This window comes from Streptomyces sp. NPDC025638 (assembly GCF_055558775.1).
This window is the reverse complement of sequence record NZ_JBVHLX010000031.1, coordinates 39,541-60,204: the sequence shown is the minus strand read 5'-3', so window position 1 is coordinate 60,204 and position 20,664 is coordinate 39,541. Positions and strand designations below refer to the sequence as shown.

Genomic DNA, 20,664 nt, shown 5'->3' with positions numbered 1-20,664 from the left:
TCCGTGCGGTGCAGTCCTAGACAGCTCCACCACACCGGAGGTCTTCGCCATGATCAAGCCCTGCGCGTGTCAACAACGCTCGTGATCAATACACCTAGGCCCTGGACGCCATGGTGGTGTCCCAAGCCGATCTCACGGCGTCGCTGGCCACACTTCTGGCCCGCCGCCGTGCCACTCGATCAGGGGCGAGTTGGCGACATCGACCTCGTCCAGGCCCTCCAGGCCGGCCCGCTCCAAGAACACGCTCAGGTCGTGCAGGCTGTACGCCGTACCAAGGCTCTCCCCGTCGACCTGGACACGTCGGCCCCCTGCATCGGTGGGTGGGGACACGATCACGCGACGTTCGGCCATGCCGTCAGCATCACCCGGCCCGCGTTCGCGCGCATGCCGGAGAGGGCCGTCGACTCGCCCGACACCGTGGTACGCGCTCCGGCCCAGTCACGCTGCCTGACTGCGGCAGGTCTCCTTGCAGGGCTCCCACTGCTGTAGATCGAGCTGCTCGGCGGACTGCGCGGTGAGCCGTGCCGACACCGACAGCTGGGTGTCGGGCAGTTGCTCGCGCGGTTTGCCGGTCGCTGCCTCGATGATCCGGGTGTCCCCGGGGCCAGGATGTGCCCGCCGTACCAGTCGTCGAGGGATACGAGCGTTGTGGTGTCCCCGGCGCGTATCACTGTGGCCCGGGTCTGGATGTGGCGCTTGATGCTCAAAATCGCCCCCTACGTGTGCTTGGTGTTACGTGGGGGGGTGAATGGATCATGCACCCGTTTCAGCCAGAAAGGTAGGGCTGTGACCGATCAGAACCGGTGGAACGGTCGTCGCGCACGGCGCGGGCAGCTCATTCCAAAATTTTGGCGAGGCCGGCAGCCCGTCCGGCACCACGGAGCCGGGGCAGTGGGTCCTGGGCACCGAGCACGTCAACCGGCTCAGCTGCCTGACCAGTACAGCGACGGTCGCCTACCACCTGCGCCGCCTGGAGACAGAACGGCGCGCCCTGGCCCGCGATGGACGCAGCTGGCGCACATGCCGACTGACCTGCTGTCGAACACCAAGACCAGGCGGGCAAAGCTGAGTTGGGGAGCAACTGGAACGGCTCGCTGGCCTCGGGCTTCGGCCCAGGCCACACAGACGGCGTAACCGAGGTTCGGACGGACGGGTCAGTAGAGCTGGACGCGGGTGAGGACGATGTGCGGCGGGTCGGCGTCGGCGACGATGACGTACTCGGCGATGCCGAGCGAGCCGTCCGCGCCGAGCGGCATGCGCCGCTGCTCGGGCCACTTCGCCGACGCGGTGCTTCCCGGCACCTGGCCGCGGGTTTCGTTGATCACGACCGTGGCGGCAACGATCGCACCGAACACGTCGCCGGACAGGGCCTTGTCCATGAGGAGTTCGGTGACCTCCTCCGACAGCAGGCACGGCAGGCCCTGCGGGTCCTCGTCGTAGGACTCACTCAACGGGCAGGCCCGCCTCCTGGCGGCGGCGCACGAGGTCGGCGACCGCCGTCGTCGGCAGCGTCCCGTCCAGCGCAGCCGCGGTGAGCCGGTCCCCGGCCGGATCGGTGTCGAGCATCGCCTCGCACCACCACCGCCGCAGCACGCCCCCCGCCTCCTCGGGCGCGGCCGCCAGCAGCTCGCGGTAGAACTCCATCCGGCGCTCGCCGGACAACGCGGCCGCAATGCCCTCGGCGTTGCGCGGCACCCGCTCCGGGCCGTGCGGGTGAATCGGCTGTGCGGTCATCGCAGCGCCCCTCTCCGGTCTCCTCCGAGTCTGCCCTGTCCACCCACCCGCCGTCACACCCGGCCCGCCCCGGAAAGGGGGCGAGCGGCGTCGACGGCGGGCTTGCCCCACAACTTGCCCTACAAGTTGCCCTACAAGTTGCCCCACAACTTGCCCTACGACTTGCTCTACAACTTGCCCCCACCGACCGCCCCGCTACGGAAAACCCGCAGGCCAGAGCATGTGGTCAAGGGGGTCCGGTCACGCCGACTACTTCCCTGGGAGACCCTCTGCAGGCTCCGGCGGGCAGTACCGGCCCGGTTCCGCCGGGCCCCGGCGCCCCGCTCGGCTCCGACGACACCCGCCGCCAGGACCACCGCCTGGAGGTCGCCGACTCGCTACCGAATGCCTGCCCATCGTCCCGGCCGCCGGCCGCCCCGGGCGGGAGGCAGGCCATCAACCCGACGCGGGGCACGGACTGCCACGCAGACACGAAACGCCCCCGACGGCATTCCATCCGAGGGCGCTTCGAGACGACTCACCTACGCGGCCAGCTCGCCCCCCATCTCACCGCGATAGAACACCATCGTGTCGGTGATCTGGCGCGGGGACTTCGACTCACGGCCGGTGTGGATCTGGGTGAGCAGGTCTTGGTGGGCTTTGGCCCACACGTTGATGTCCTTCTTGCTCACGGCGCTGCCGTGGATGAGGGCTCGAACCGCTGCGGCGAGCCAGGGTTCGAGGTCAGCGGGTTCGAGTACGTAGCAGGCCTTCAGGAAGGCGATGGTCTGCTGAGGGTCAACGGGCAGGATGACGCCCGCGATGATGCGACGGGCGGTGGTCTTGGGCAGAGCCCAGGAGCCGGATGTCTGCTGCATTTCGCCGGGCGTGGGGTAGCCGGCCCAGACGTGCTGGTGACGCAGGGCAAGGCCGAAGTCCGCCGGGGTGGAGATGAGGGCGGGGTCGGGCGCCTTGTGGACGTAGTACGGCGCGCGGGTCGCCCGGCGCGCCCGGATCCACAGCTCCAGGCCGCGGGCCAGGTCGACGCCGAGGTCATCGTCCGTGTTGGTCACCAGGATGAAGGCCTGGACGGTGTCCCAGGAGGGGACGGTGGCGCCGGAGGCGGCGCGCTCAAGCGTGGCCTTCGACGGCGCCTCCTTCATCGGCAGCTGCTTGGCCATCTCGTCGTAGGTCAGTTCGGCCGTGGCCTTGCGGCCACGCAGGAAGTGCGCGAGCTTCGCGCGCGCCGGAACGGTACGGTCCACCGGCTTCTCCGGTCGTCCCATGACGGTCGCCTCAGTCCTTCGAGGCGCGGTAGGCACGCATGATGCGGCGGATCCGGTTGTCGTGGCGGTCGCCGGTCATGACCATCACGACGACCGAGGCGCCGGTGCCGGCGGCGCCCGCGATGAGCACCAGCACGTCCCGGACGCCCATCCCGAGCTTGGCGAGAATCGCCGCGGTGACGATGCAGGCGATGATCACGAGCGCGTGCGGCATGCCGAACCGGCCGCTCGTGGAGACGGGCTCGCCGACGACGGACACCTGCTCGGTGGCCATCTGGTTCGCGGAGGCGGCGTCGATGCCGCTCGCCGCGGCAGAGGGCTTTACGCCCATAAGGGGTCCCCTTAACTACCGTCCGGCGACCAGGAGATCGCCGGACGGTTGCTACTTCGGCTCCAACCGATGTCTTGTCCCTCCGCGTACCTGGCGGGAGTTGGCGCTCCCAGCACACGAAGGAACCTGCTGTCCGACAGGATCCCAGTCCCTAGGGCACAAATGACAGCCGCTCAAAACGTTGCCTCACCAACGAACCAAAGGGATTTCTTCTCCATGAGGAAGGTCTTGCCATCGGGTACGCAGGCCGTACGGGCCACGCAGGACTGGCACCGACGAACAACGCCGCAGTTCAGCGCGTTGCACAGACCCCTAGCATGTGGGCGCAGCACATTGACGCACGCGAGCACCACATTGTTGCGATCACATGGATCGACATGAAACAGCAGGTCATGCTGCCTGAACGGCGCCTCGGCGTTAGTACAACTGGGTGACAGGAAGCATGTTTTTATGACTCGCAGTCGTGGACACCGTCTCAAGTAGCGAGAAGGGCCCTGACCTGGGTTGATTCAATATCGCACCGCTTGAATGTAAACGATCTTGAATGGCCTAGGTCATCCTCGTAATCACGGATCGCGAAATCTGCCCGACAGATACCGCGACCGACCCTGATTGCTACTGGCTCCAACCGGCGCACAGGGAATAGGGGCAGGTGTTGGCGCACCTGCCCACGTGAAGCCGATCGCCATGCCCCTCGGGGCAGGCCATCGGCTTCACCTGCATCCACCGCCGCAACCACAGGCGCACAGCCATCCTTGCCGACCCGCGAGCAGGAACCGCCTGGAGCTCGCCGACTCGCTGCCGAACGCCTGCCCGCCGTCCCGGAAGGCCACCCCAGCGCCGTCTCCTACGGAACGCCCCGCCCCGAGGCTCCGCTCCCTGCCCGGCCTGGCAGGTGCCGGGCAGCCGCCCGAGGCGGCGCCGAGCCCGGGGCAATCCCGGCACCTGGATCCCAAGGCCCCCATGAGCAGCTGCAGCGCACCGCAGTGACGGCGCTGCTTCGGTCACAGGGGTTGGCTGTCAGGCGCTCCTGTCCAGGTGGTGGAGCCGGTCGGCGATCTGCCGTTCGGGCCGGCACACCAGGAACTCGTCGCCGTCGTCGTGCAGCGCGAGCCGGACGACTTCTTCGACCAGGTCGGGATGGGCCGCGAGCAGGCGGTTGTCGTGCATCCACTGGGTGAAGCGGGCTGCACCGAGGAGGAAGTCCTCGTCGATGTCGGCGTGCTGCAGGCGCAGCTGGTCCAGCCAGTGGCCGGCCTCCGTACTGGCTCCCTGCCCCAGATGGTGCAGATACAGGCAGTAGACGGCGCCGATGTGGTCGGCGCCGGCGGCGAGTTCCCACCAGAACTGGGCACTCTGCGGGTGGCCGGCCATGTGGAGCATGCAGCCGAAGAGCTGGGCACCGTGCACGTCGAGGTCTTCGAAGGGCGGGTGATGGTTGCCCTCGCCGTCGTCGCCGAGGCGCGCGGCGAGCTCCTCAACGTGCCCGGGCGCGTTGCGCTCGTTGAGGTAGAGGTACGTCATCACGGACAGCTGATGGCGCGCCCGTGTCACGACCGACGGTTTGGCGGGTGCGGCGCGTCGGGAGTCCCAGGCAAGCCGGCGAAGTCCTGCGGCGTCGTCAAACGGACGGCGGCGGGCCTGCATGGCTTGACCTGCCGCCGCCAGGATCTCCTCGACCGTTTCGGCGGGGCGCGGAAAGTTCGCTTTCGTTCTGTGCACGGTCACTCCTCCGCGTCCTTGTCTTCGCCGTCCCCCGCGGCGCCGTCACTGCTCTTCTTGATCAGTGAGGGCACGGCCTGCTCGATGCGCTGCTTGCCCAGCTCGCAGTGGTGAGAGACCGTACTCTCGGCGATGCCCATGTACCAGCCGATGCGATGGGGTCTGTAGCCGAGGATGTAGCGCAGGACGACCGCGTCGAACTGCTGCGGGGGCAGCGACGCCAGTGCCTCGAACACGCCCTGCTCGCCGTTGAGACGGAACAGGCCCTGCCGGTAGTCGTCCAGGCCCTTCGCTATCGCGGCACGCTCCTCACGCTCGCGACGGTAGTCCTCGACCATCCCGCGCACGATCGCCCACACCTGCTGCTGCATGTTGCTCTCCACCAGGAGCTCGTCCCAGTGGTCGCGCACCAGCATCATCCCGACGTGCACGGCGGCCTCGGCCGCCGCGTCATCGCCGAGCAGGACATACGCGTAATCGTGGAAGGCCTGCTGATCAGCCAGGTACAGCGCCTCGTAGCTCAGAGGCAGCCGTGTGTCGACCCCGATCGGGTCGGCACCGCCACCCACCTGCTCGCTCTCGTTCATGACTCCTCTTGGTTCCGAGGACGTAGCGACGCAACACACGAAGCAACTTCCCGTGCGTCACACCAATGTGACGACTACTCAAGCGCCCCGAACGGCCGATCAATGACGCACGTGCACACGAATTTCTCGCACCGCCACCACTATGGAAGATTTCACGATCAACTACCAAGTGGTAACAGCACGTGACCTGCCCGCTTCCACAAGGTCACACAAACGTCACAAAACATTCCGCGCTCGTTTGTGTCTCACGTCACACAAGTGCACCGGCGTGCACCACTCCCCCGTCTCACTCTTAAGGGTGAAAAGCAGAAAAGCAGTTGACCTCCGTCATGCGCCCACAACCACCCACAACTGCCATCAAAAACCCCAGCCCACTTCCCGGACCGCACCACCAGGCCGGACAGACAGCCCGAAGGTGTCCGACATGCTGATCGGCGCCGCACATGCGCCAGACCCCCCGAAGGCATCAGATGTCCATCTCCAGCTCCTCGACGTCGGTGAACTCCACCTCCAGGCCATGCGCGCGGCGGCCGCGGTCGCGGAAGTACATCTCTCCCAGGCCCTCGGCGAGGATCGTCTGCAGCTGCTGTTCGGTGGCGCCGGCGGCCTGGGCGTCGAAGAGGCGGGCGGCGTAGTCGGGCGGCAGGGCCTGGTTGATGTACCGCAGGCGCGGGTCGTCGCTGGTTCCGGGGGCGGCGGTGAAGCCGAACCGGGCGCGGGTGGAGACGAAGATGCCGGCGGTGGTCGCGGCCCGCTGCCGGGCCCGCTGCCGGACGCGGGGCTGCCAGCGGTGGCGCACCTCGAGTTCGAGGCGCTGGGCGAGGTCCCGGCGCGGGTGGTGCAGCTGGTCCTTGACGTAGCGCTCCACCGTGCGCTGGGAAACACCGAGCAGCTCGGCGACGGCCCGGGTGCTCTTGAGCTGCCGGACCAGGAACCGAATCTGTGCGGGCGCCGACTTCGGGATCGGGCGGGTGAAGTGCGCGGCGGCGGCCTGGTCCAGGCTGTCGGTGATGGTCGCCATGGGTGTCCTCCGTGAGCCGCTCTCGCGGCGGCCCCTTCAATGATCGTCTGTGCGGGCCTGTACGGGCCGATCTCCCCCGAAGTGCGGGAGATTCGACACCGTGGGGCCCGACACCCGCGTCAGCCCATCCCAGCTCGGCTGCGCGCTACCTCGTACGCCGCCCGCAGCATCTCCTGCTGCTCCTCGTCCAAGCTGCGCGGCCGGGGATTGCGGGCTCCTACGGCGAAGAAGGAGATCGGGCCGTAGAAGGGGCCGTCATGGCAGTCGAGAAGGCGCAGTATTCCTTCAGCTACCGGGTTGGCTAGGTCCGCGGAAGCGGTGACCAGCTCTCCGACGTAGGCGTGTACGGGCGAAGGCTGCGGCAGGGTAATGCGGTCGACGATGCCTGCGCCGGCTGCTCCGACCTTGTAGCGCATGGCGTCCACAGGTTCGGAGTGGAACTCCAGGCTTCCGTCGGGGGTGACCAGAGCGTAGGTGATCGGCGGTTCGATCGACTCGCGCTTGCGGCCAGCGCGGAGGTCTTCGAGCCAGGACTCCATGGAGTCGCCGAGTTTCTGGTCGTCGTCGAGGTCCTCCATGTCGCCGTCGAATTCCGCGGTCTCGAGGGCCCTGCTGTCCGTGCGCTGCTTCAGGGTGCGGAAGCGGCTGAGCGCATCGAGCTCGGAGGCGTGCTGCTCCAGGATGCGGAGCGCTGTCGCGTGGATAGCGGGGCGGGGGACCCAGTTCGGCAGGTCGTACTCCTCGATGCGTCGGTCCCGGGCGTAGCCGATACGCCGTTCGAGGTTGGTGACGGACGCGGAGGACACGCTGCCCGGCTTCAGACCGGGAGTGCGCTGTCCCCAGGCGACGGAGCCGGCCGCGGCGCTCCATGCGACCGCAACGAGCTGGCCGAGGGTGAAGCCCTGCTGAAGGGCTCTCAAAAACGTCTCATAGGCGTCGGGAAGGCGGTGCTCGGGGATGGGTTCCTCGTTGTACTTCCGGGGAGGAGGCCCTCGAGGTAGTCGACGGCCATGCCGGCCTCGAGTCGGTGGACCTGCTTGGTGACTTCGTCAGCGTTGTTGCGGAGCACGATGTGCATCAGGGTGGTGACTTCGCGGCGCGCTTCGGTCTTCCCGCCCAGCGGTGGTGCGAGTTGCCAGGGGATCTGCGTGATGTAGACGCCGCGGACCGTGCCGTCGTCGTCGAAGGCGAAGTTGCCGGTCGTTGCAGGGAGAGTGGGGCAGATCCATCGCTGCTGATGCAGGGCGCGGACGGCGTCGACGTCGGTGCTGTCTGAGGCGGTGAGTGTGTAGTTCAGGTCCTGCAGTGGTCCGATCGACTCGGTGTTCTTCCGCTGCATGATCTCCACCATGCACAGCAGAGTCAGCGCCCCGAGTACCTCGGGAGGGCTGTCAGGCAGCTCCCGCTCCGACTGCCCTCGTAGCCATGTGTTGGCAGCGTCCACCTGCTTCTGGGTCTGCTGCCGCTTCTCCTCCGCGGCACGTTCAGCTTCCGCCTTGCGGGCAGCGGCTTCTGCGGCCGCGCAGTCCGCGCACACCCGGGCCGCCTCAACTGGCTCGGCCGGGTAGTCCGGGCCCCAGACGACGGTTGCCGCCATGTCTGACCGGCTGGTCACCACGACGGGGGCGGAGCAGCTGGGGCACACCACGTTCAACAGCTCAGCGCGGCAGGCTCCTCGGACGGCCTTGTAGACCAGGGAGGTGGAGCCGATCGCCGAGACGTGCCGCGTCCAATGGCCGGGAACGGTGAACTCCCAGTACTGGCGGCACATGGCCGCGACGTCGTCTGGTGTGTCCGGGGCGATGTGAACCTCGAGGAGCGGCTGGTCTGCGTTCGGATACAGCACCCGGTGCACGGTGGGCGGGTGCTGCTTTGCTGCGGCCCTCTGGCGTTTCCTGCGGCGCTCACGCTTCCCCATAGCGTCCCCCTCTGGGCGAGTTCATCAGGATATCGGGGGCTGCCGACAACCCAGGTCTGTCCGGGTTCGAGGTCGGGGCGCGGGTGAATTGCGTGGCGGCGGCCTGTTCCAGTCTGTCGGTGATCGTCACCATGGTCGGTCTCGTTGGCTTCGCGACGGCGGGCCCCTTCTTGATCCTCTGTGCGGGCTTGTAGGCGCCGATCTCCCATCCTCAGCGGGGGAAGGGTGCCTCGCGGGAGATCGGCGCCTACAGGGACACTGAGACGCCTTCAGGGCGGGTTGGGGCAGGCATGGTTGTACGTCTGCGGTAGGCGTCAGGTCTGTGCCATGTCCACGAAGCGGGAGTAGTGGCCCTGGAACGCGACCGTGATCGTGGCGGTGGGCCCGTTGCGGTGCTTGCCAACGATCAGTTCGGCTTCGCCCGCGCGGGGCGATTCCTTCTCGTAGGCGTCCTCGCGGTGCAGCAGGATCACCATGTCTGCGTCGTTCTCGATCGCGCCGGACTCGCGCAGGTCGGACACCACCGGCCGCTTGTTCTCGCGTTGTTCGGAGCCGCGGTTGAGCTGCGAGAGGGCGATGACCGGCACGCGCAGGTCCTTGGCCAGCAGCTTCAGGTGCCGGGAGATCGCGGCGACGTCCTCCTGCCGGGAAGAGCCGCGCCGGCTGGCCGGGGTGATGAGCTGGAGGTAGTCCACCACGACCAGGTCCAGGCCCTCCCGGCCGGCGAGGCGGCGGCTGCGGGTGCGGATGTCCGCCATGGTCAGGCCGGGCGAGTCGTCGACGTGCAGGCGGGCTTCTCCGATCGCGGGCAGGCGCCGGCCGATGCGTGCCCAGTCGTCATCGGTGACGGTGCCGCCGCGCAGGTGATGCAGGGCGACCCGGGCCTCGGCGGACAGCACGCGCATGCCGATCTCGTCCTCGCTCATCTCCAGCGAGAAGACCGCGGCACTGCGGCCGTGCTGGATGGTGGCCGCGCGGACGAAGTCCAGGGCCACGGTGGACTTGCCCATGGCCGGGCGCCCGGCGAGCACGATGAGCTGGCCGGGCTGCCAGCCCCCGGTCAGCAAGTCCAGGTCGATGAAGCCGGTCGGCACGCCCGTGATGTCGCCCTCGACGCGGGAGCCGACGCCGTCCACGACGCGCTCCACGATCGCGGCGATGCCGCTGCCCGGCTCGCTGGCCGCGCGCTCCTCGGTGACCGCGAACATCTCGGCCTGCGCGCTGTTGACGATCTCATCCAGCTCGCCCTCGCCCGCGTAACCGAGCTGCGCGATGCGGGTGCCGGCCTCTGTCAGACGGCGCAGCACCGCGCGCTCGCGGACGATCTCGGCGTAGAACTCGGCGTTGGCGGCTGTCGGCACGGCCTGGACCAGGGTGTGCAGGTAGGACGCGCCGCCCACCTTGCTGATCTCACCGCGCTTGGTCAGTTCCGCCGCGACCGTGATCGGGTCGGCGGGCTCCCCGGCCGCGTACACGTCCAGGATCGCGGCGTAGATCATCTCGTGCGCCGGGCGGTAGAAATCACGACCGGTCAGGATCTCGGACACCTCGCCGATGGCGTCCTTCGACAGAAGCATCCCGCCGAGCACCGACTGCTCGGCATCAAGGTCGTGCGGCGGCGTGCGGTCCAGCTCGTCTCGCGGCTCGGACTGACGCGGCAGGCTGGCGGCGGCCGTGGATACGGTGGCGCTCACGGATCTCCTTCGGGGTCCGTCGCGCCCGGGGCAGGGAGGTCAAACCAGGCCTCGGGCGCAAGCTTTTGAGCAGGTCAGATCACGAGGTAGGGCGGCCGGGCTCACGCCGCTTGCCGTGCAGCAGGCTAATCAGCGCGGCCGTGTCCACGCGTGAGGCGCCCTCACGGCGCGGCCTGGCCTCACGGGCGCACTCCGGGCAGTCGTCCGCAGGAAAAGCGCCCCCGCCGTGACCCGGCTTGCGACACATGTCCGTGGATTCCTCACGGCGCGGCCTCGGCTTGACCCGGGCATAGACCCGCAGATCGTCGACCCAGCCCGGCAGGCACTTGGCCCAGCTCACCGCGCCGCCGGTGTTCTTCAGGATCTCCGCTTCCAGCAGCGCTCGCTGCGTGTCATCCATTCCGGCCAGCTCCGGCCAGCCCTGCGCACACATCGTCCGCAGCAGCCGCGGCGCACAGCGCCTGGCCGTCGCCGCACCTGCCTGCCACCGCTGCATGCCCTGCAGGAACGCAGCCGCCTCCCGGAGCTGTTCCGCTGAAAACTCCGGCGCTTGCCTCATTTCCTGCTGCTCCATCTGTGACGGGAGCGCCCCCGAGGAGTCGGTGAGGGGGTTGGGGGAGGAGGAATCCTCCTCCGGGGGGTGTGGGGGGGGCAGAGCGGACTGCGGGTTTTCCGCATTCCGGCTCTGACCTGGCGAATCGCGGGTTTCCAGATCGCGGGTTTCCCGCGATCCGGATCCGGACCGCGGGTTTTCCGCATTCCGGCTCTGACCTGGCGAATCGCGGGTTTCCCGCGATTCGGGGGTCTGGGAATCGCTGGTTTCCCGCACTTCGGGCCTGACCTGCTCTGTTGCCGCGATACCCAGGTCGACGTACTGAGTGTTGTTCGCCGGGTTCCGGTACACCCTGGTGACCCAGGTTGGCCGCCCGGTGGACTCGTCGAAGACCGGAACGCGGGCCAGGTGGCCGGCAGCCGTCAGCCGCTTCGCGATGGCGTTGTAGCGGTCCTTGCCCATCTTCCAGCCCTGCGCCTGGAGGTCCGCTCGGATTGCCTCCATGGTCGACGGGAGGCGAGGGTCGCGCAGCAGCAACTCGGCGAGGACGCCGAGGTCCTCGGGCTGAAGACCAGGCGTGCGCACCAGCTCCCGCCGCAGGATGACCTCTTCCGGTGCCTCCCAGCCCCGTTCCAGATAGCTGGAGCCGAAGTCGTCGCTCACCGAGCCACCTCCACCAGCTGGAGGTCGGCCACGGCCAGGAAAGACGTGCGTTCCGGCGCAGCCGGTGGGCCGGAGAGAGTCCGCGCGGTCGGCGGACGGTAGATCGGGCGGTGCAACTGGGTCATCTCCCCAGGTAGGGGAGCCGTGACCAGCGCATGTGACCTAGCAGAAGACCCGGAGTAGTGGCGTTGCGCAATCTCCTGCGCATACTCTGGGTAGAGGTGACCACGCGGGCCCAAGGGTCCACGGGTATCACCCGGCAGACGAGGTCACCTCGCTGCTCACGACTCGAAGCTTTGGAATGGGTGAGCGAGTCGGACTTGGAAGCGGCTCCCGTTGTGGCGACGGGGGCCGCTTCGCTTTACGGGGGGCGGGTCGGGCGACACACGATCAGCTGGCCTCCGCGAACTCAAAACCGTCCGCTGCGGCGGGATGCTTGGCAGCCCACCCTCTCAGCAGACGGACGTACGCCTCCAGGTGACGACGACGCGGCTTTGCCGCCCCGACCTCCCACCTGTTGAACGCGACCCGGGTAACACCGAAGACAGCGGCGACCTCTTCCTGGGTGAGCCCGTCAGCCTTACGCAGCCGTGCACGAATCTCCGGCGGCGGCATGGCGTCTGGCCGTACGAGTAGAGCGTCGACCGCATCGAGTAGCTCAGACACTGATCCCCCTCTCCTCACGTGATCCAGAACTATACATAAATCTTGACTGTCGGCAGGGGAGTTGACGGCATGTTGCACGAAGATCCGCCAAGTTAAGGTCACCGGCATGCGCCTTGCTCTCTTCGACCTGGACGGCACCCTGGTCGACCGCCACTCCGCGCTCGCGGACGCCATAGCCGAGCTGGTCCACGATCATGCCTACAGCACCGAGATTGAGAATTGGCTGCTCACCGAACTTGCCGACCGAGCCGATCGACGAGACTTCGACCGTCTGCGGACTGTCTTCCCGATCAACGAGAGTGCCGATCATTTGTGGCGTGTTTATGTCGACCGCATGGCTGCCTCTGTCAGGTGCCGACCCGCCGTGCTGGCCAGCCTGGAGCGGCTCAAGGACGCAGGCTGGAGGATCGGCGTGGCCACGAACGGCGCCAGCGACATCCAACGAGCCAAGGTACGTGCTACTGGTCTCGCCGACCTGATCGACGGCATCGCAGCGTCTGGTGACACCGACGTCCGCAAGCCCGACGCCCGACTCTTCGAGCTTGCGGCGGCCCGCTGCGGCACGCAGCTTACGTCCGGTGACTGGATGACCGGCGATAACCCCGAAACTGACATCGCGGGCGGGCACAAAGCCGGCCTTCGCACGATCTGGGTGCGCGGCCGACACTGGCCCGACGGGCTGACCACCCCGCACCACACCGTCGATGACGTCACCGACGCCATCACCTACCTGCTCACCCACCCTGCGGAGTAGCGCCGTGTCCCACACACCCGTCGTCGGCATCCTGCATCCAGGCAGCATGGGCGCTGCTGTCGCCGCCTGCGCCGCGACCAACGCAGCCACGGTCCTGTGGTGCGAGGCCGGGCGCAGCCCTGCGTCTGCGATGCGTGCCGACCAGTTCGGTCTGACGCCGGTGGCCACGTTGGCCGAGCTGCTGGACCGCAGCGACATCGTCATCAGCCTCTGCCCGCCGGCCGCCGCCGAGGACCTGGCCCGCGACGTCGCTGAGCACCGCTTCGATGGGCTGTACGTGGAGGCGAACGCCATCAACCCCGAGCGCACGAAGCGGATCGCCGAGCTGCTCGAACCGAACACGACGGTCGTGGACGGCGGCATTGTTGGCTCCCCGCCGGTGCGCGGCAAGGCGCCGACTCTGTACCTGTCCGGACCGGCCGCCGCGACCGAGCGGATCGAGGCGCTGTTCTCGGGTACTGCCGTGCAGACGCAGGTGCTGGGCACGGAGGTAGGGAAGGCATCCGCGCTGAAGCTGTCGTACGCCTCGTTCCAGAAGACGTCGCGGGTGCTGGTGGCACTCGCGGTCGGCATGGCGCGTGAGCACGGCGTCGACCAGGAGCTCATCGAGGTCGCCTCACGGCGCACCGACTCGTACCTGTCCGAGCCGCAGTACGTCGCTAAGACGGCGGCCCGCGCCTGGCGCTGGGGCCCTGAGCTGGAGGAAGCCGCCGACACGCTCGAGGCCGTCGGCCTTCCGCCGGAGATGCTGCGCGCGGCCGCGTCCACGCTGGCACGGTGGCACGACGTCAAGGACGCCAGCGAACTCACGCTCACTGACGCCCTGGACCGGCTCGCCCAGCCGTAGCCCGCGCTCATGCCGTCGCTGCTTTTGCCCGCTGCACCAGCAGCTGGTCGATGAGCCGCGCCGCGTCCTGCGGCGATGCGGCCGTGGTGTCCAGCGTCAGGTCCCAGACCAGGCCCGGGTGCGCGTTCAGATCCTCGCGGGTCGCGTCCCACGCCGCCAGGCGCGCCGCGGTGTCGTTGTCTCCGCGCCCCGCCGACCGCTTCTCGGTCACCTCGCGCGGGCACCACAGCAGCACCACCGACCAGTCGGCCGGGTAGCCGTCGACCAGCGCTCGGATGCCGTCGACCTGCCCGAGGTGCACCACAGGCACCCCGGCCGCGAACGCGGCGTCGACGCCGGGCCGATCGATCGCGTACGTGTTGCCGTACCGGGCGTTCGCGTAGACGACGCCGCCCGCGGCCTCCAGCTCGCGCAGCTGCTCCGCTGTGCCCATCCGGTAGCCGGCGGACTTGCCCGTCCCGACCTTGAGCCGCGCGAACTGTGCGTACTTGGAGTCCAGTTTGCTGAGCGCGGTGGTGACGCTGTCCTTGCCCGAGGCTGGCGGGCCGTAGAGGATCACGCCTTGCTTCTCCGTCATGCGTACATCGCCCCCATCGCCTGCCGGGCTTGGTCCGCGAGCGTCACCGCGGTCCCCAGTCGGTTGTCGACGACCAAGTGCGGCACCGCCGGGCGCAGGTCGAGGTCGATCGTGGCCATGTACTCGTCCCACCGCTGGAGCTTCCACGCGTCCCGGGCCGCTGAGCGGAATCCGATGTACTCGCGCATCGATTCTTCGTCGCAGCGAACCCACACCGGAAAGACGTCGACGCCCATCGAGCCCGCCCGGTTGGCCAGGCGCTGCATCCAGTCCGGGTCGGTCATTTCGGAGATGAACGGCGCGGTCAACACCGTGGAGATGCCGCACTTGATGTTGGCCATAGCCGACTGCATCAGGCAGTCGTACTCCACGGGCCGGACCTTCTCGCGGTAGAGCTCGGTGTGCCGGTCGTTCGCGTCGCCGCCCAGCGCGACCAGGAGGCGCTCCACGAGCGGGCGGGTGAGCGGGTCCTTGTCGAGCAACGGCCAGCCGGTGAGCTGGACGAAGAAGCGGGCAAGCTCGGTTTTCCCGCTTCCGGCGAACCCACCGACCAGGATGAGCGCCGGGCGGTGGGGGTCGCCGCCTGTGTGCCGGCGCTTCCACGCGTCGATGATGCGCTGCTGCAAGTCGAAGTGGGCGGCTTCGCTCGAGCCCGGCGCGATGCGATGAATTGCGCGCTCAACAGCCAAAACGTGCGAACCATTGAGGCGGTCATTCATCGGTGTGAGCTTGAAGGACGTCTCCTCACCAGGCAGGGCGGTGCGGAAGCCTAGGTCGGGCTCGGTAGCCCGGTACAGGAGGCAGTAAGCGCGTCGGTAGTGGGGGCCGGGATAGACCTCGCCCTGCTCGTGCTGCCAGAGAGTCTGCGGATTCGCGGCGGGGATGCCCTTGAGTTTGGCCTGCTCAGCGACCTGACGGAGACGCTCACCGGCCTTCTCAAGGGTCAGCCCGTGAGCCTCGCGTTGCTCGCGCAGCTTGTCCGGGCGCCAGCCAGCTCGGTGCTTCCCCACCCTGTGACCCTCCGTGATCGTCATGGCCGTGAGCCTAGAGCCAGGCCCGCAAATCCCATGTGTACGTAGATGTTGAAAACCCGTGAACACGGCTGTGCACGAGCTTCGACAACGCTTTGTGATGTTGCGTTTCGGCGCTCGCGAGTGTGATGGCCCCCACAAGGCGGCGAACAAGCGCCTGGCGCGGCGAGTGGGAGGTAGAAGTCAATGTCGACCGCCATCCATGGAGGGGCGTGCATGGCGGAGCACGGCCAGCACGGTCTCCGGGTGACCGTCGTACACGATGTGCGGCTCATCGTCGGTCGGCGGGCAGAAGCGGCCGGCGTGCCTGAGCAGATCTTCCTCGCTGAACTCGATGCTGTTCGCGTCGACCAGCGACTGTTCGTTGCGCTTTCGGATTCGGTCCCAGCGCACCTCATGCGGCACGGGCAAGTAGATGAGAACGGGCTCGCCGCCGGCCTCCATCACGGTCGCTGCCCACTGGGCCCGCTCTTCTGGAGTCCAGAAGCCGTGGTCGACCACGGCCTCGTGCCCGGCCGCCAGGAGTTCCTGGAGCTCAAGGGCGATGTCCTTGAGTACGGGAGCCTCCCTGACCCTGAACTGCCCACGGGGAAAGTCCCTGCCGTAGTGGCCGTAACGGTGGAACATCTCCTCGTCAGGGCAGAGGCGCCGGAAGCCGGCCTCTTCCAGGGCGCGGGCGAGGGTCGTCTTGCCAGCGCCCTGCAGCCCGGACATGAGGATCGCGCGAGGCGCGGGGCCCGGTCGGCCGGACAAAGCGGCGGCGATGCGCGTGATCTCGAATCGTCCTTCCGGCGTGAGGGTGTCGGTGTGCTCGGCTCGAAGAAGTTGGCTGAGGCGGGCTTTGAGGCAGGAGACGAGTGTGTCGTCCAGTACGGCGGTGTTGTACGCGGTCACCGCCGCACCTCCGACGTCGTGCGACGGGTGCGGCCCGGTGCGCCCAAGTCCACGCCGTACTCCAGAAGTTCACCGTCGGCGTCCAAGAAGCGTGCGGTCAGCACAAGGATCGCCGCGACGGTGTCGGCCTCCAGCTCCAGGAGCTCGAGGTCGCGTTCCGTCGCGATGCGAGCCGTCTCCTCATCCACGCGCCTAACGACGTGCCGCCCGGTAGCCCGAGCGATCAAGTCGAGTGACAACCCGCCCTTGAGTCGTTCGCTCCGTGCCAACTCGGGCACGGCCTGGGCGAACTCCGCTGGGATCCATGACGTGGAGTGGGAGACGATGCCATGACCGTCCCGGTAGACACGGCTACGGCGAATCACGTCGTCACCAGCCGAAATGCCCAACACGTCAGCGACGTCTTCGGGAGCCTCGACTATGCCGGCGGTGTGGCCGGACGACTTCTCGCCGACGCCCCACGACGACTGCGTCTTGCTGCTGCGGTCGTGGCGCTCAGCCCCGGAGGACAGCGAGATGGGGCGCGCCATCACCTCGGTGCCGACGCCGGGGATGCCCTGCACGAGCCTCTCTTCGCGCAGCAGTCGCATGGCCCGGTCGGCGGTGGCTGTGCTGACCTCCCACTGGGTCGCCAGCGCCTTGATGCTGGGCAGGAGGTCGCCCGGCGAGAGCTCCCCAGAGCTGATCAGGTCGCGGTAGTGGCCCGCGATGCGCGCGTACGGCGGCCGATTGTCGGCTCGGGGTGGCCCTGACATGTGCCTTTGCCTCCTTCGAATTACCTCTGGGTGCCTCACTATACCGCTTGACACTTGAGGGTACCTGATGCAACCTGATGTATGTAAGGCGTCGGTGATCCTCCAGGAGCACCGAGTGAGCACCACCGCAAGACCGCAGTAGTCGTCCACCCTTCGGGGTGGCAGGGGTTTCAGAGAGCTCCATCAAACTCCCCCGGGCCTGACCGCACGACGACTGTGTGCACGTCGCAGCGCTGTGCGCTGTCTGTCCTGCGGGACGTCGGCCTTGGCCGTACGGCCTGGAGGGCGGAGAGAGCACCGCGACGCGCCCCTGTCACTCCGTCTGTGAGGAGTTCACGTGTCCACTTCGTCCCCGGAGCCCACCGCCCGCTACCGCAGGAGCCGGACTCGCTCCCGGAACATCAACGCCCGCCCGGCGCTTGCCATCTCCAGCCTCAAGCCTCACCAGTACGACCTGCACCCCTCCTGCCCGTCGCTGATCTGCCCCGACTGCAAGACGTGGGTGCCGATCACTGGACTCAACGCCAAGAAGCAGAAGCTCGTCCCGCACGACACCGGCGTTGCGCGTAAGGACGCGGCGGTGCGCTGTCAGGGCAGCAACCGCCTGGTCAGCATCGACGTCCTGGTCAAGGTGTGGCATGGGCGCATGGAGGTGGGCGGCCCGGAGGCCAACGGTCGCCGCTCCGCGCGACAGCACTACAAGCCGCTCCCGGCGCCGGCCAAGTCCGTCGCCAGGATGACCCCCGAGCCCCTGAACGCGGACGACGCGCTCACCGCCTACCGCGAGCACCTCAAGAAGTGCCGCAAGAGCAGCGTGGCCGACCGCTGCGGCGGCACCCATCGCTGCGCCGACGGCGCCCAGCTCGCCGCGTTGTACGAGCAACTGAAGCGCACCCAGAAGCACCGCGACCGCGAGCGCAGGGAAGAGGCCCGGGTCGACGCGCTGCTCACCCGCCACCAGTCGGCCAAGGCCAAGAAGGAAGCTGCTGCCGAGTGGATGAGGCAGCACCAGACCACAGGCGCTCCCAGGAAGGCGCTGGCCAAGCGCAGCGGCGCGGCGGTGGAAGAGGCCAACAACACCTGCCGGATCCGCAGGGTCGGCACGGTCTCCGACTATCGCGGCCTGCAGGTGCCCACGCAGCCGGTCCGTATCACCGCCTGAACAACTTCGCCGCGACGAACGACCGAGGCGGTCCCCACCCGAACGCAACCGGGTGGGGGCCGCCTCGGCTGCTCGTACAGCAGCCCACGGCCCCGGCCGGGGCCGGAATGCGACGAACCCCCGGGGCGGCCACCCCGGGGGTCCTTTCGCAGGTCACCTTGCGTGAAAGGACGACCCACGTGTTCAGCATGACAGCGCCCGTCATGGACGCGAAACCCAAGTTGCCGCTACGGCCGCAGCCGCACGAGCGTGACGGCCGCCAGCCCCAGCCCGGTGGCGGCCGGCCGCACCCGCAGCAGGCCGCGCGCCACGACGACACCGCCGCCCGCGAGCTGCTCGACGGCCTCTACCGCGAGCACGCGCCGATGGTCACGGCGGTCGCGGCCCGCGCGCTGCGTCCCGCCGACCGCGACCTGGCCGACGACATCGCCCAGGAAGCGTGGCTCGGCACCTGGCAGTACCTGCTGCGCGGCAACGAACTGCGCTCCCCGGCCGGTTTCCTCGCGATGCGGGCTCGCCGCCGGGCGGTCGACCACTACCGGCTTGCCCGTGTCCGGCGCGAGGAAGCCACCGACGAACTCGCCCTCGCTCACCTCGCCCACCTGATCGGAGCCGCAGCATGATTGCCCCCGCCGTCATCGCCCTGCCGCACACCGTCGACGACGAGGTCGGTCCCAGGCGTCCCGGCGCGATCTACCAGAACGTGGACGGCCGTTTCGAGGTCCTGGCGCTGGTCACCGACCCGCGCGAGGCGTCGAAGCTGCTGCGCCGCGCGAGCGCCCGGTGGGCGGTCATCGTCCGCGACACCCTGCGCCCCGACGAGATCCCGTTCGCAGTCGGTAGCGCATGGACGACGTCCGACTACCTGATCCGCGAGGGCAGGCCGGCTTACGCCCCGGCTGCCTGACGATCCGCCACGGTCCCTCTCCCACCCCACCAGAGCGTCACGGGGTGGGAGGCGGAGCCGTGGCTGGCCGTCCGGCCAGTCAAAGGGTGGCGGCCCCGGAAGGTCAGAGCTCCGGGACCGCCGATACAGGACCTAACAAGGAGGCCCTGTGATCGACAGCATGACACGCCCCCGGCCCGCCCCGGCAGGCCAGGATGCCAACCGCCGCTTAGGCGCCCACCTCCTGGACGTCGTCCGCCGCCAGGACGCCGCGATCCCCGCCGAACGGCGCGCCCCGCGCACTGTCGCGGAGATGCGGGCCCGCCAGATCGCTGCGAGCGGTCAGCAGGCCTGCGGCTCCTGCGGCGGCGCCGGTGGCCGCACCGTCGATTCCAGCGAGGGCGGGGTCACCCGCCAGCACTGGGTGCGCTGCGGCGCCTGCGGCGGGACGGGGGCCGCCTGATGCAACGCCGAATGACCGCCCTCGCCCGCCGCCTGGTGCTCGCCGCGGCCGGACAGTGCTCCTGGTGCGGCACCTGGTTCCCCGACTGGGGCGGAGGCACCTGCGATGCCTGCCGCGCGGCTGGGCACTGATGCCGTGCCTCATACAGACGGCCCGGGCCGCGCAGCACCGCGCAGCCCGGGCCGCCCGCATGGTCGGCCCCACGCACCCGCTCACCCGCCTGCTCCTGGCGGCCGCAGCCGTGGCCGCCGCAGCGGCCTGGGAGGCCGGGCACCGGGTCGCTGACCTGCACCTGCTCCGCCTGCACCATCACGAAAGACGGCCGCGTGCCTGACGACCTGTATGACCGCTACCAGGCCGCGTACCGCGCGCACCTGGCGCACACCCGGTCCTGCTCCCGCTGCCAGGACAACGCCCGCTGCCCCGATGGTGAGCGGCTGGCCGCCACCTTCGTGCGGCTGCAAGACGCCTACCTCAGCCGCCAGTCCCGGCAGCGAGGCCGCTGAGCCATCACCCCGCACCGGCATCGCCACCTCTGCCGGTGGCCTCCCCCGCCCGTCCCGGCCCCGTGCCGGTACGGCGGGGGAGGCGCCTCCCATCTCAAGAAAGAGACTGCTATGCCCGACATGCGCACCGACGTGTACCAGGACCACCCGACGCCCGACACCCCGCAGCAGGAGCTCGCTGCCCTGGACTCCGCTGTGGACGTCCTGATCGCCACGGCCTCCCTCGCGGAGAACACGGACCAGGTCTGACCCGTCTGCCAGCTGCCTGACCTGCACAGCCCGGCCCCACGCATCCGTGGCGGCCGGGCTGCGCGGTGTCCAGGGGAGCCGCGCAGCCGCGCAGCCCACCACCCCGGACCCGGAGGCATCGCATGCGCACCATCCCGGTACCGACCCCGCTCGACGACACCGGCCTGACCCGCCGCCAGCCACGCTCTCTGTGCTCGCACACCCCGCCGTGCCCGACGTCCGACAGCCCCGACCGGGAGGCCGCGCACGTCGTGGCCGCTCACCCGGAGCAGGGCTGGAGCCTGCTGTGCAACGCCGTCGTGATCTTCGACACCGGCGGGCTGCTCCCCGACGGTCGGGTCGTCGACCCGCACCGTCCCGTCGCGGCCCTGGCCTGACGGCTGCCT

The 20,664-nt window shown here is 68.8% G+C and carries 28 protein-coding genes; 11 read left to right on the top strand and 17 right to left on the bottom strand.

All coding sequences use genetic code 11. The features are described from left to right. Window positions 1-132 precede the first annotated feature (132 nt). The 13 genes from ACZ4EG_RS43760 to ACZ4EG_RS43700 form a co-directional block, all read right to left on the bottom strand. Entirely contained in the window at window positions 133-351 is a 219-nt protein-coding gene (locus ACZ4EG_RS43760) for a hypothetical protein (RefSeq protein WP_467794643.1), read from the bottom strand. Window positions 352-1,154: 803 nt separating this feature from the next. Then, window positions 1,155-1,451 carry a hypothetical protein gene (locus ACZ4EG_RS43755; RefSeq protein ID WP_467794642.1) on the bottom strand — a complete coding sequence of 99 codons (297 nt, stop codon included), beginning with the start codon at window positions 1,449-1,451 and terminating at the stop codon, window positions 1,155-1,157. After that, window positions 1,444-1,734, bottom strand: a complete 291-nt coding sequence (locus tag ACZ4EG_RS43750; protein ID WP_467794641.1) for a hypothetical protein — start codon at window positions 1,732-1,734, stop codon at window positions 1,444-1,446. The genes ACZ4EG_RS43755 and ACZ4EG_RS43750 overlap by 8 nt, the downstream gene beginning before the upstream one ends. 521 nt (window positions 1,735-2,255) lie before the next feature. After that, the gene (locus ACZ4EG_RS43745; protein WP_467794640.1) at window positions 2,256-2,999 is read right to left on the bottom strand and encodes a hypothetical protein; all 744 of its coding nucleotides are present in this window, start codon (window positions 2,997-2,999) and stop codon (window positions 2,256-2,258) included. 10 nt (window positions 3,000-3,009) lie between these two features. After that, window positions 3,010-3,330, bottom strand: coding sequence for a hypothetical protein (locus tag ACZ4EG_RS43740; protein ID WP_467794639.1), 321 nt, complete (start codon window positions 3,328-3,330; stop codon window positions 3,010-3,012). A 1,020-nt stretch (window positions 3,331-4,350) separates the two neighbouring features. After that, entirely contained in the window at window positions 4,351-5,052 is a 702-nt protein-coding gene (locus tag ACZ4EG_RS43735; RefSeq protein ID WP_467794638.1) for a hypothetical protein, read from the bottom strand. A gap of 2 nt (window positions 5,053-5,054) precedes the next feature. Continuing rightward, on the bottom strand, window positions 5,055-5,639 hold the full coding sequence (locus ACZ4EG_RS43730) for a sigma-70 family RNA polymerase sigma factor (protein ID WP_467794637.1): 585 nt from the start codon (window positions 5,637-5,639) through the stop codon (window positions 5,055-5,057). 466 nt (window positions 5,640-6,105) lie between these two features. After that, entirely contained in the window at window positions 6,106-6,660 is a 555-nt protein-coding gene (tpg, locus tag ACZ4EG_RS43725) for a telomere-protecting terminal protein Tpg (protein ID WP_467794636.1), read from the bottom strand. 119 nt (window positions 6,661-6,779) lie between these two features. Then, on the bottom strand, window positions 6,780-7,580 hold the full coding sequence (locus tag ACZ4EG_RS43720; RefSeq protein ID WP_467794635.1) for a hypothetical protein: 801 nt from the start codon (window positions 7,578-7,580) through the stop codon (window positions 6,780-6,782). After that, on the bottom strand, window positions 7,577-8,506 hold the full coding sequence (locus tag ACZ4EG_RS43715) for a hypothetical protein (RefSeq protein ID WP_467794634.1): 930 nt from the start codon (window positions 8,504-8,506) through the stop codon (window positions 7,577-7,579). The genes ACZ4EG_RS43720 and ACZ4EG_RS43715 overlap by 4 nt, the downstream gene beginning before the upstream one ends. 386 nt (window positions 8,507-8,892) lie before the next feature. Next, entirely contained in the window at window positions 8,893-10,239 is a 1,347-nt protein-coding gene (gene dnaB / locus ACZ4EG_RS43710; protein WP_467794648.1) for a replicative DNA helicase, read from the bottom strand. 112 nt (window positions 10,240-10,351) lie between these two features. Further along, entirely contained in the window at window positions 10,352-11,488 is a 1,137-nt protein-coding gene (locus tag ACZ4EG_RS43705; RefSeq protein WP_467794633.1) for a hypothetical protein, read from the bottom strand. A 390-nt stretch (window positions 11,489-11,878) separates the two neighbouring features. After that, the gene (locus ACZ4EG_RS43700) at window positions 11,879-12,154 is read right to left on the bottom strand and encodes a helix-turn-helix domain-containing protein (RefSeq protein ID WP_467794632.1); all 276 of its coding nucleotides are present in this window, start codon (window positions 12,152-12,154) and stop codon (window positions 11,879-11,881) included. A gap of 106 nt (window positions 12,155-12,260) precedes the next feature. Here ACZ4EG_RS43700 and ACZ4EG_RS43695 point away from each other — a divergent pair, with 106 nt between their 5' ends. Together ACZ4EG_RS43695 and ACZ4EG_RS43690 are read left to right on the top strand one after the other, a co-directional pair. Further along, window positions 12,261-12,908 carry an HAD family hydrolase gene (locus ACZ4EG_RS43695; RefSeq protein WP_467794631.1) on the top strand — a complete coding sequence of 216 codons (648 nt, stop codon included), beginning with the start codon at window positions 12,261-12,263 and terminating at the stop codon, window positions 12,906-12,908. 46 nt (window positions 12,909-12,954) lie between these two features. Next, entirely contained in the window at window positions 12,955-13,755 is an 801-nt protein-coding gene (locus ACZ4EG_RS43690; RefSeq protein ID WP_467794647.1) for an NAD(P)-dependent oxidoreductase, read from the top strand. 7 nt (window positions 13,756-13,762) lie between these two features. Here ACZ4EG_RS43690 and ACZ4EG_RS43685 read toward each other — a convergent pair whose 3' ends face one another. The 4 genes from ACZ4EG_RS43685 to ACZ4EG_RS43670 all read right to left on the bottom strand — a co-directional run bounded on the left by ACZ4EG_RS43685 (window position 13,763) and on the right by ACZ4EG_RS43670 (window position 17,012). After that, window positions 13,763-14,332 carry a phosphotransferase-like protein gene (locus ACZ4EG_RS43685; RefSeq protein WP_467794630.1) on the bottom strand — a complete coding sequence of 190 codons (570 nt, stop codon included), beginning with the start codon at window positions 14,330-14,332 and terminating at the stop codon, window positions 13,763-13,765. Then, window positions 14,329-15,366, bottom strand: a complete 1,038-nt coding sequence (locus ACZ4EG_RS43680) for an AAA family ATPase (protein ID WP_467794629.1) — start codon at window positions 15,364-15,366, stop codon at window positions 14,329-14,331. The genes ACZ4EG_RS43685 and ACZ4EG_RS43680 overlap by 4 nt, the downstream gene beginning before the upstream one ends. A gap of 180 nt (window positions 15,367-15,546) precedes the next feature. Next, window positions 15,547-16,257 carry a P-loop nucleotide/nucleoside kinase family protein gene (locus tag ACZ4EG_RS43675; protein ID WP_467794628.1) on the bottom strand — a complete coding sequence of 237 codons (711 nt, stop codon included), beginning with the start codon at window positions 16,255-16,257 and terminating at the stop codon, window positions 15,547-15,549. Then, window positions 16,254-17,012, bottom strand: coding sequence for a GntR family transcriptional regulator (locus tag ACZ4EG_RS43670; RefSeq protein WP_467794627.1), 759 nt, complete (start codon window positions 17,010-17,012; stop codon window positions 16,254-16,256). Before ACZ4EG_RS43670 ends, ACZ4EG_RS43675 begins: the two co-directional genes overlap by 4 nt. A gap of 337 nt (window positions 17,013-17,349) precedes the next feature. On the opposite strand from ACZ4EG_RS43670, the gene ACZ4EG_RS43665 reads away from it, so the two are divergent. The 9 genes from ACZ4EG_RS43665 to ACZ4EG_RS43625 all read left to right on the top strand — a co-directional run bounded on the left by ACZ4EG_RS43665 (window position 17,350) and on the right by ACZ4EG_RS43625 (window position 20,655). Then, on the top strand, window positions 17,350-18,174 hold the full coding sequence (locus ACZ4EG_RS43665) for a hypothetical protein (RefSeq protein WP_467794626.1): 825 nt from the start codon (window positions 17,350-17,352) through the stop codon (window positions 18,172-18,174). A gap of 188 nt (window positions 18,175-18,362) precedes the next feature. Continuing rightward, window positions 18,363-18,797 (top strand): RNA polymerase sigma factor, encoded by a 435-nt coding sequence (locus ACZ4EG_RS43660; RefSeq protein WP_467794646.1) that lies wholly within the window; start codon window positions 18,363-18,365, stop codon window positions 18,795-18,797. Continuing rightward, the gene (locus tag ACZ4EG_RS43655; RefSeq protein ID WP_467794625.1) at window positions 18,794-19,081 is read left to right on the top strand and encodes a hypothetical protein; all 288 of its coding nucleotides are present in this window, start codon (window positions 18,794-18,796) and stop codon (window positions 19,079-19,081) included. Before ACZ4EG_RS43660 ends, ACZ4EG_RS43655 begins: the two co-directional genes overlap by 4 nt. 148 nt (window positions 19,082-19,229) lie before the next feature. Further along, complete coding sequence (locus ACZ4EG_RS43650) at window positions 19,230-19,523, top strand: hypothetical protein (protein WP_467794624.1); 294 nt, start codon at window positions 19,230-19,232, stop codon at window positions 19,521-19,523. Beyond that, window positions 19,523-19,654, top strand: a complete 132-nt coding sequence (locus ACZ4EG_RS43645; protein ID WP_467794623.1) for a hypothetical protein — start codon at window positions 19,523-19,525, stop codon at window positions 19,652-19,654. Before ACZ4EG_RS43650 ends, ACZ4EG_RS43645 begins: the two co-directional genes overlap by 1 nt. After that, a complete protein-coding gene (locus tag ACZ4EG_RS43640) occupies window positions 19,654-19,857 on the top strand; it encodes a hypothetical protein (protein WP_467794622.1) in 204 nt (67 codons plus the stop codon). The genes ACZ4EG_RS43645 and ACZ4EG_RS43640 overlap by 1 nt, the downstream gene beginning before the upstream one ends. Then, a complete protein-coding gene (locus ACZ4EG_RS43635; RefSeq protein ID WP_467794621.1) occupies window positions 19,850-20,029 on the top strand; it encodes a hypothetical protein in 180 nt (59 codons plus the stop codon). The genes ACZ4EG_RS43640 and ACZ4EG_RS43635 overlap by 8 nt, the downstream gene beginning before the upstream one ends. 120 nt (window positions 20,030-20,149) lie before the next feature. Further along, window positions 20,150-20,278, top strand: a complete 129-nt coding sequence (locus ACZ4EG_RS43630; protein ID WP_467794620.1) for a hypothetical protein — start codon at window positions 20,150-20,152, stop codon at window positions 20,276-20,278. A 188-nt stretch (window positions 20,279-20,466) separates the two neighbouring features. Further along, complete coding sequence (locus ACZ4EG_RS43625) at window positions 20,467-20,655, top strand: DUF5999 family protein (RefSeq protein WP_467794645.1); 189 nt, start codon at window positions 20,467-20,469, stop codon at window positions 20,653-20,655. Window positions 20,656-20,664 lie beyond the last annotated feature (9 nt).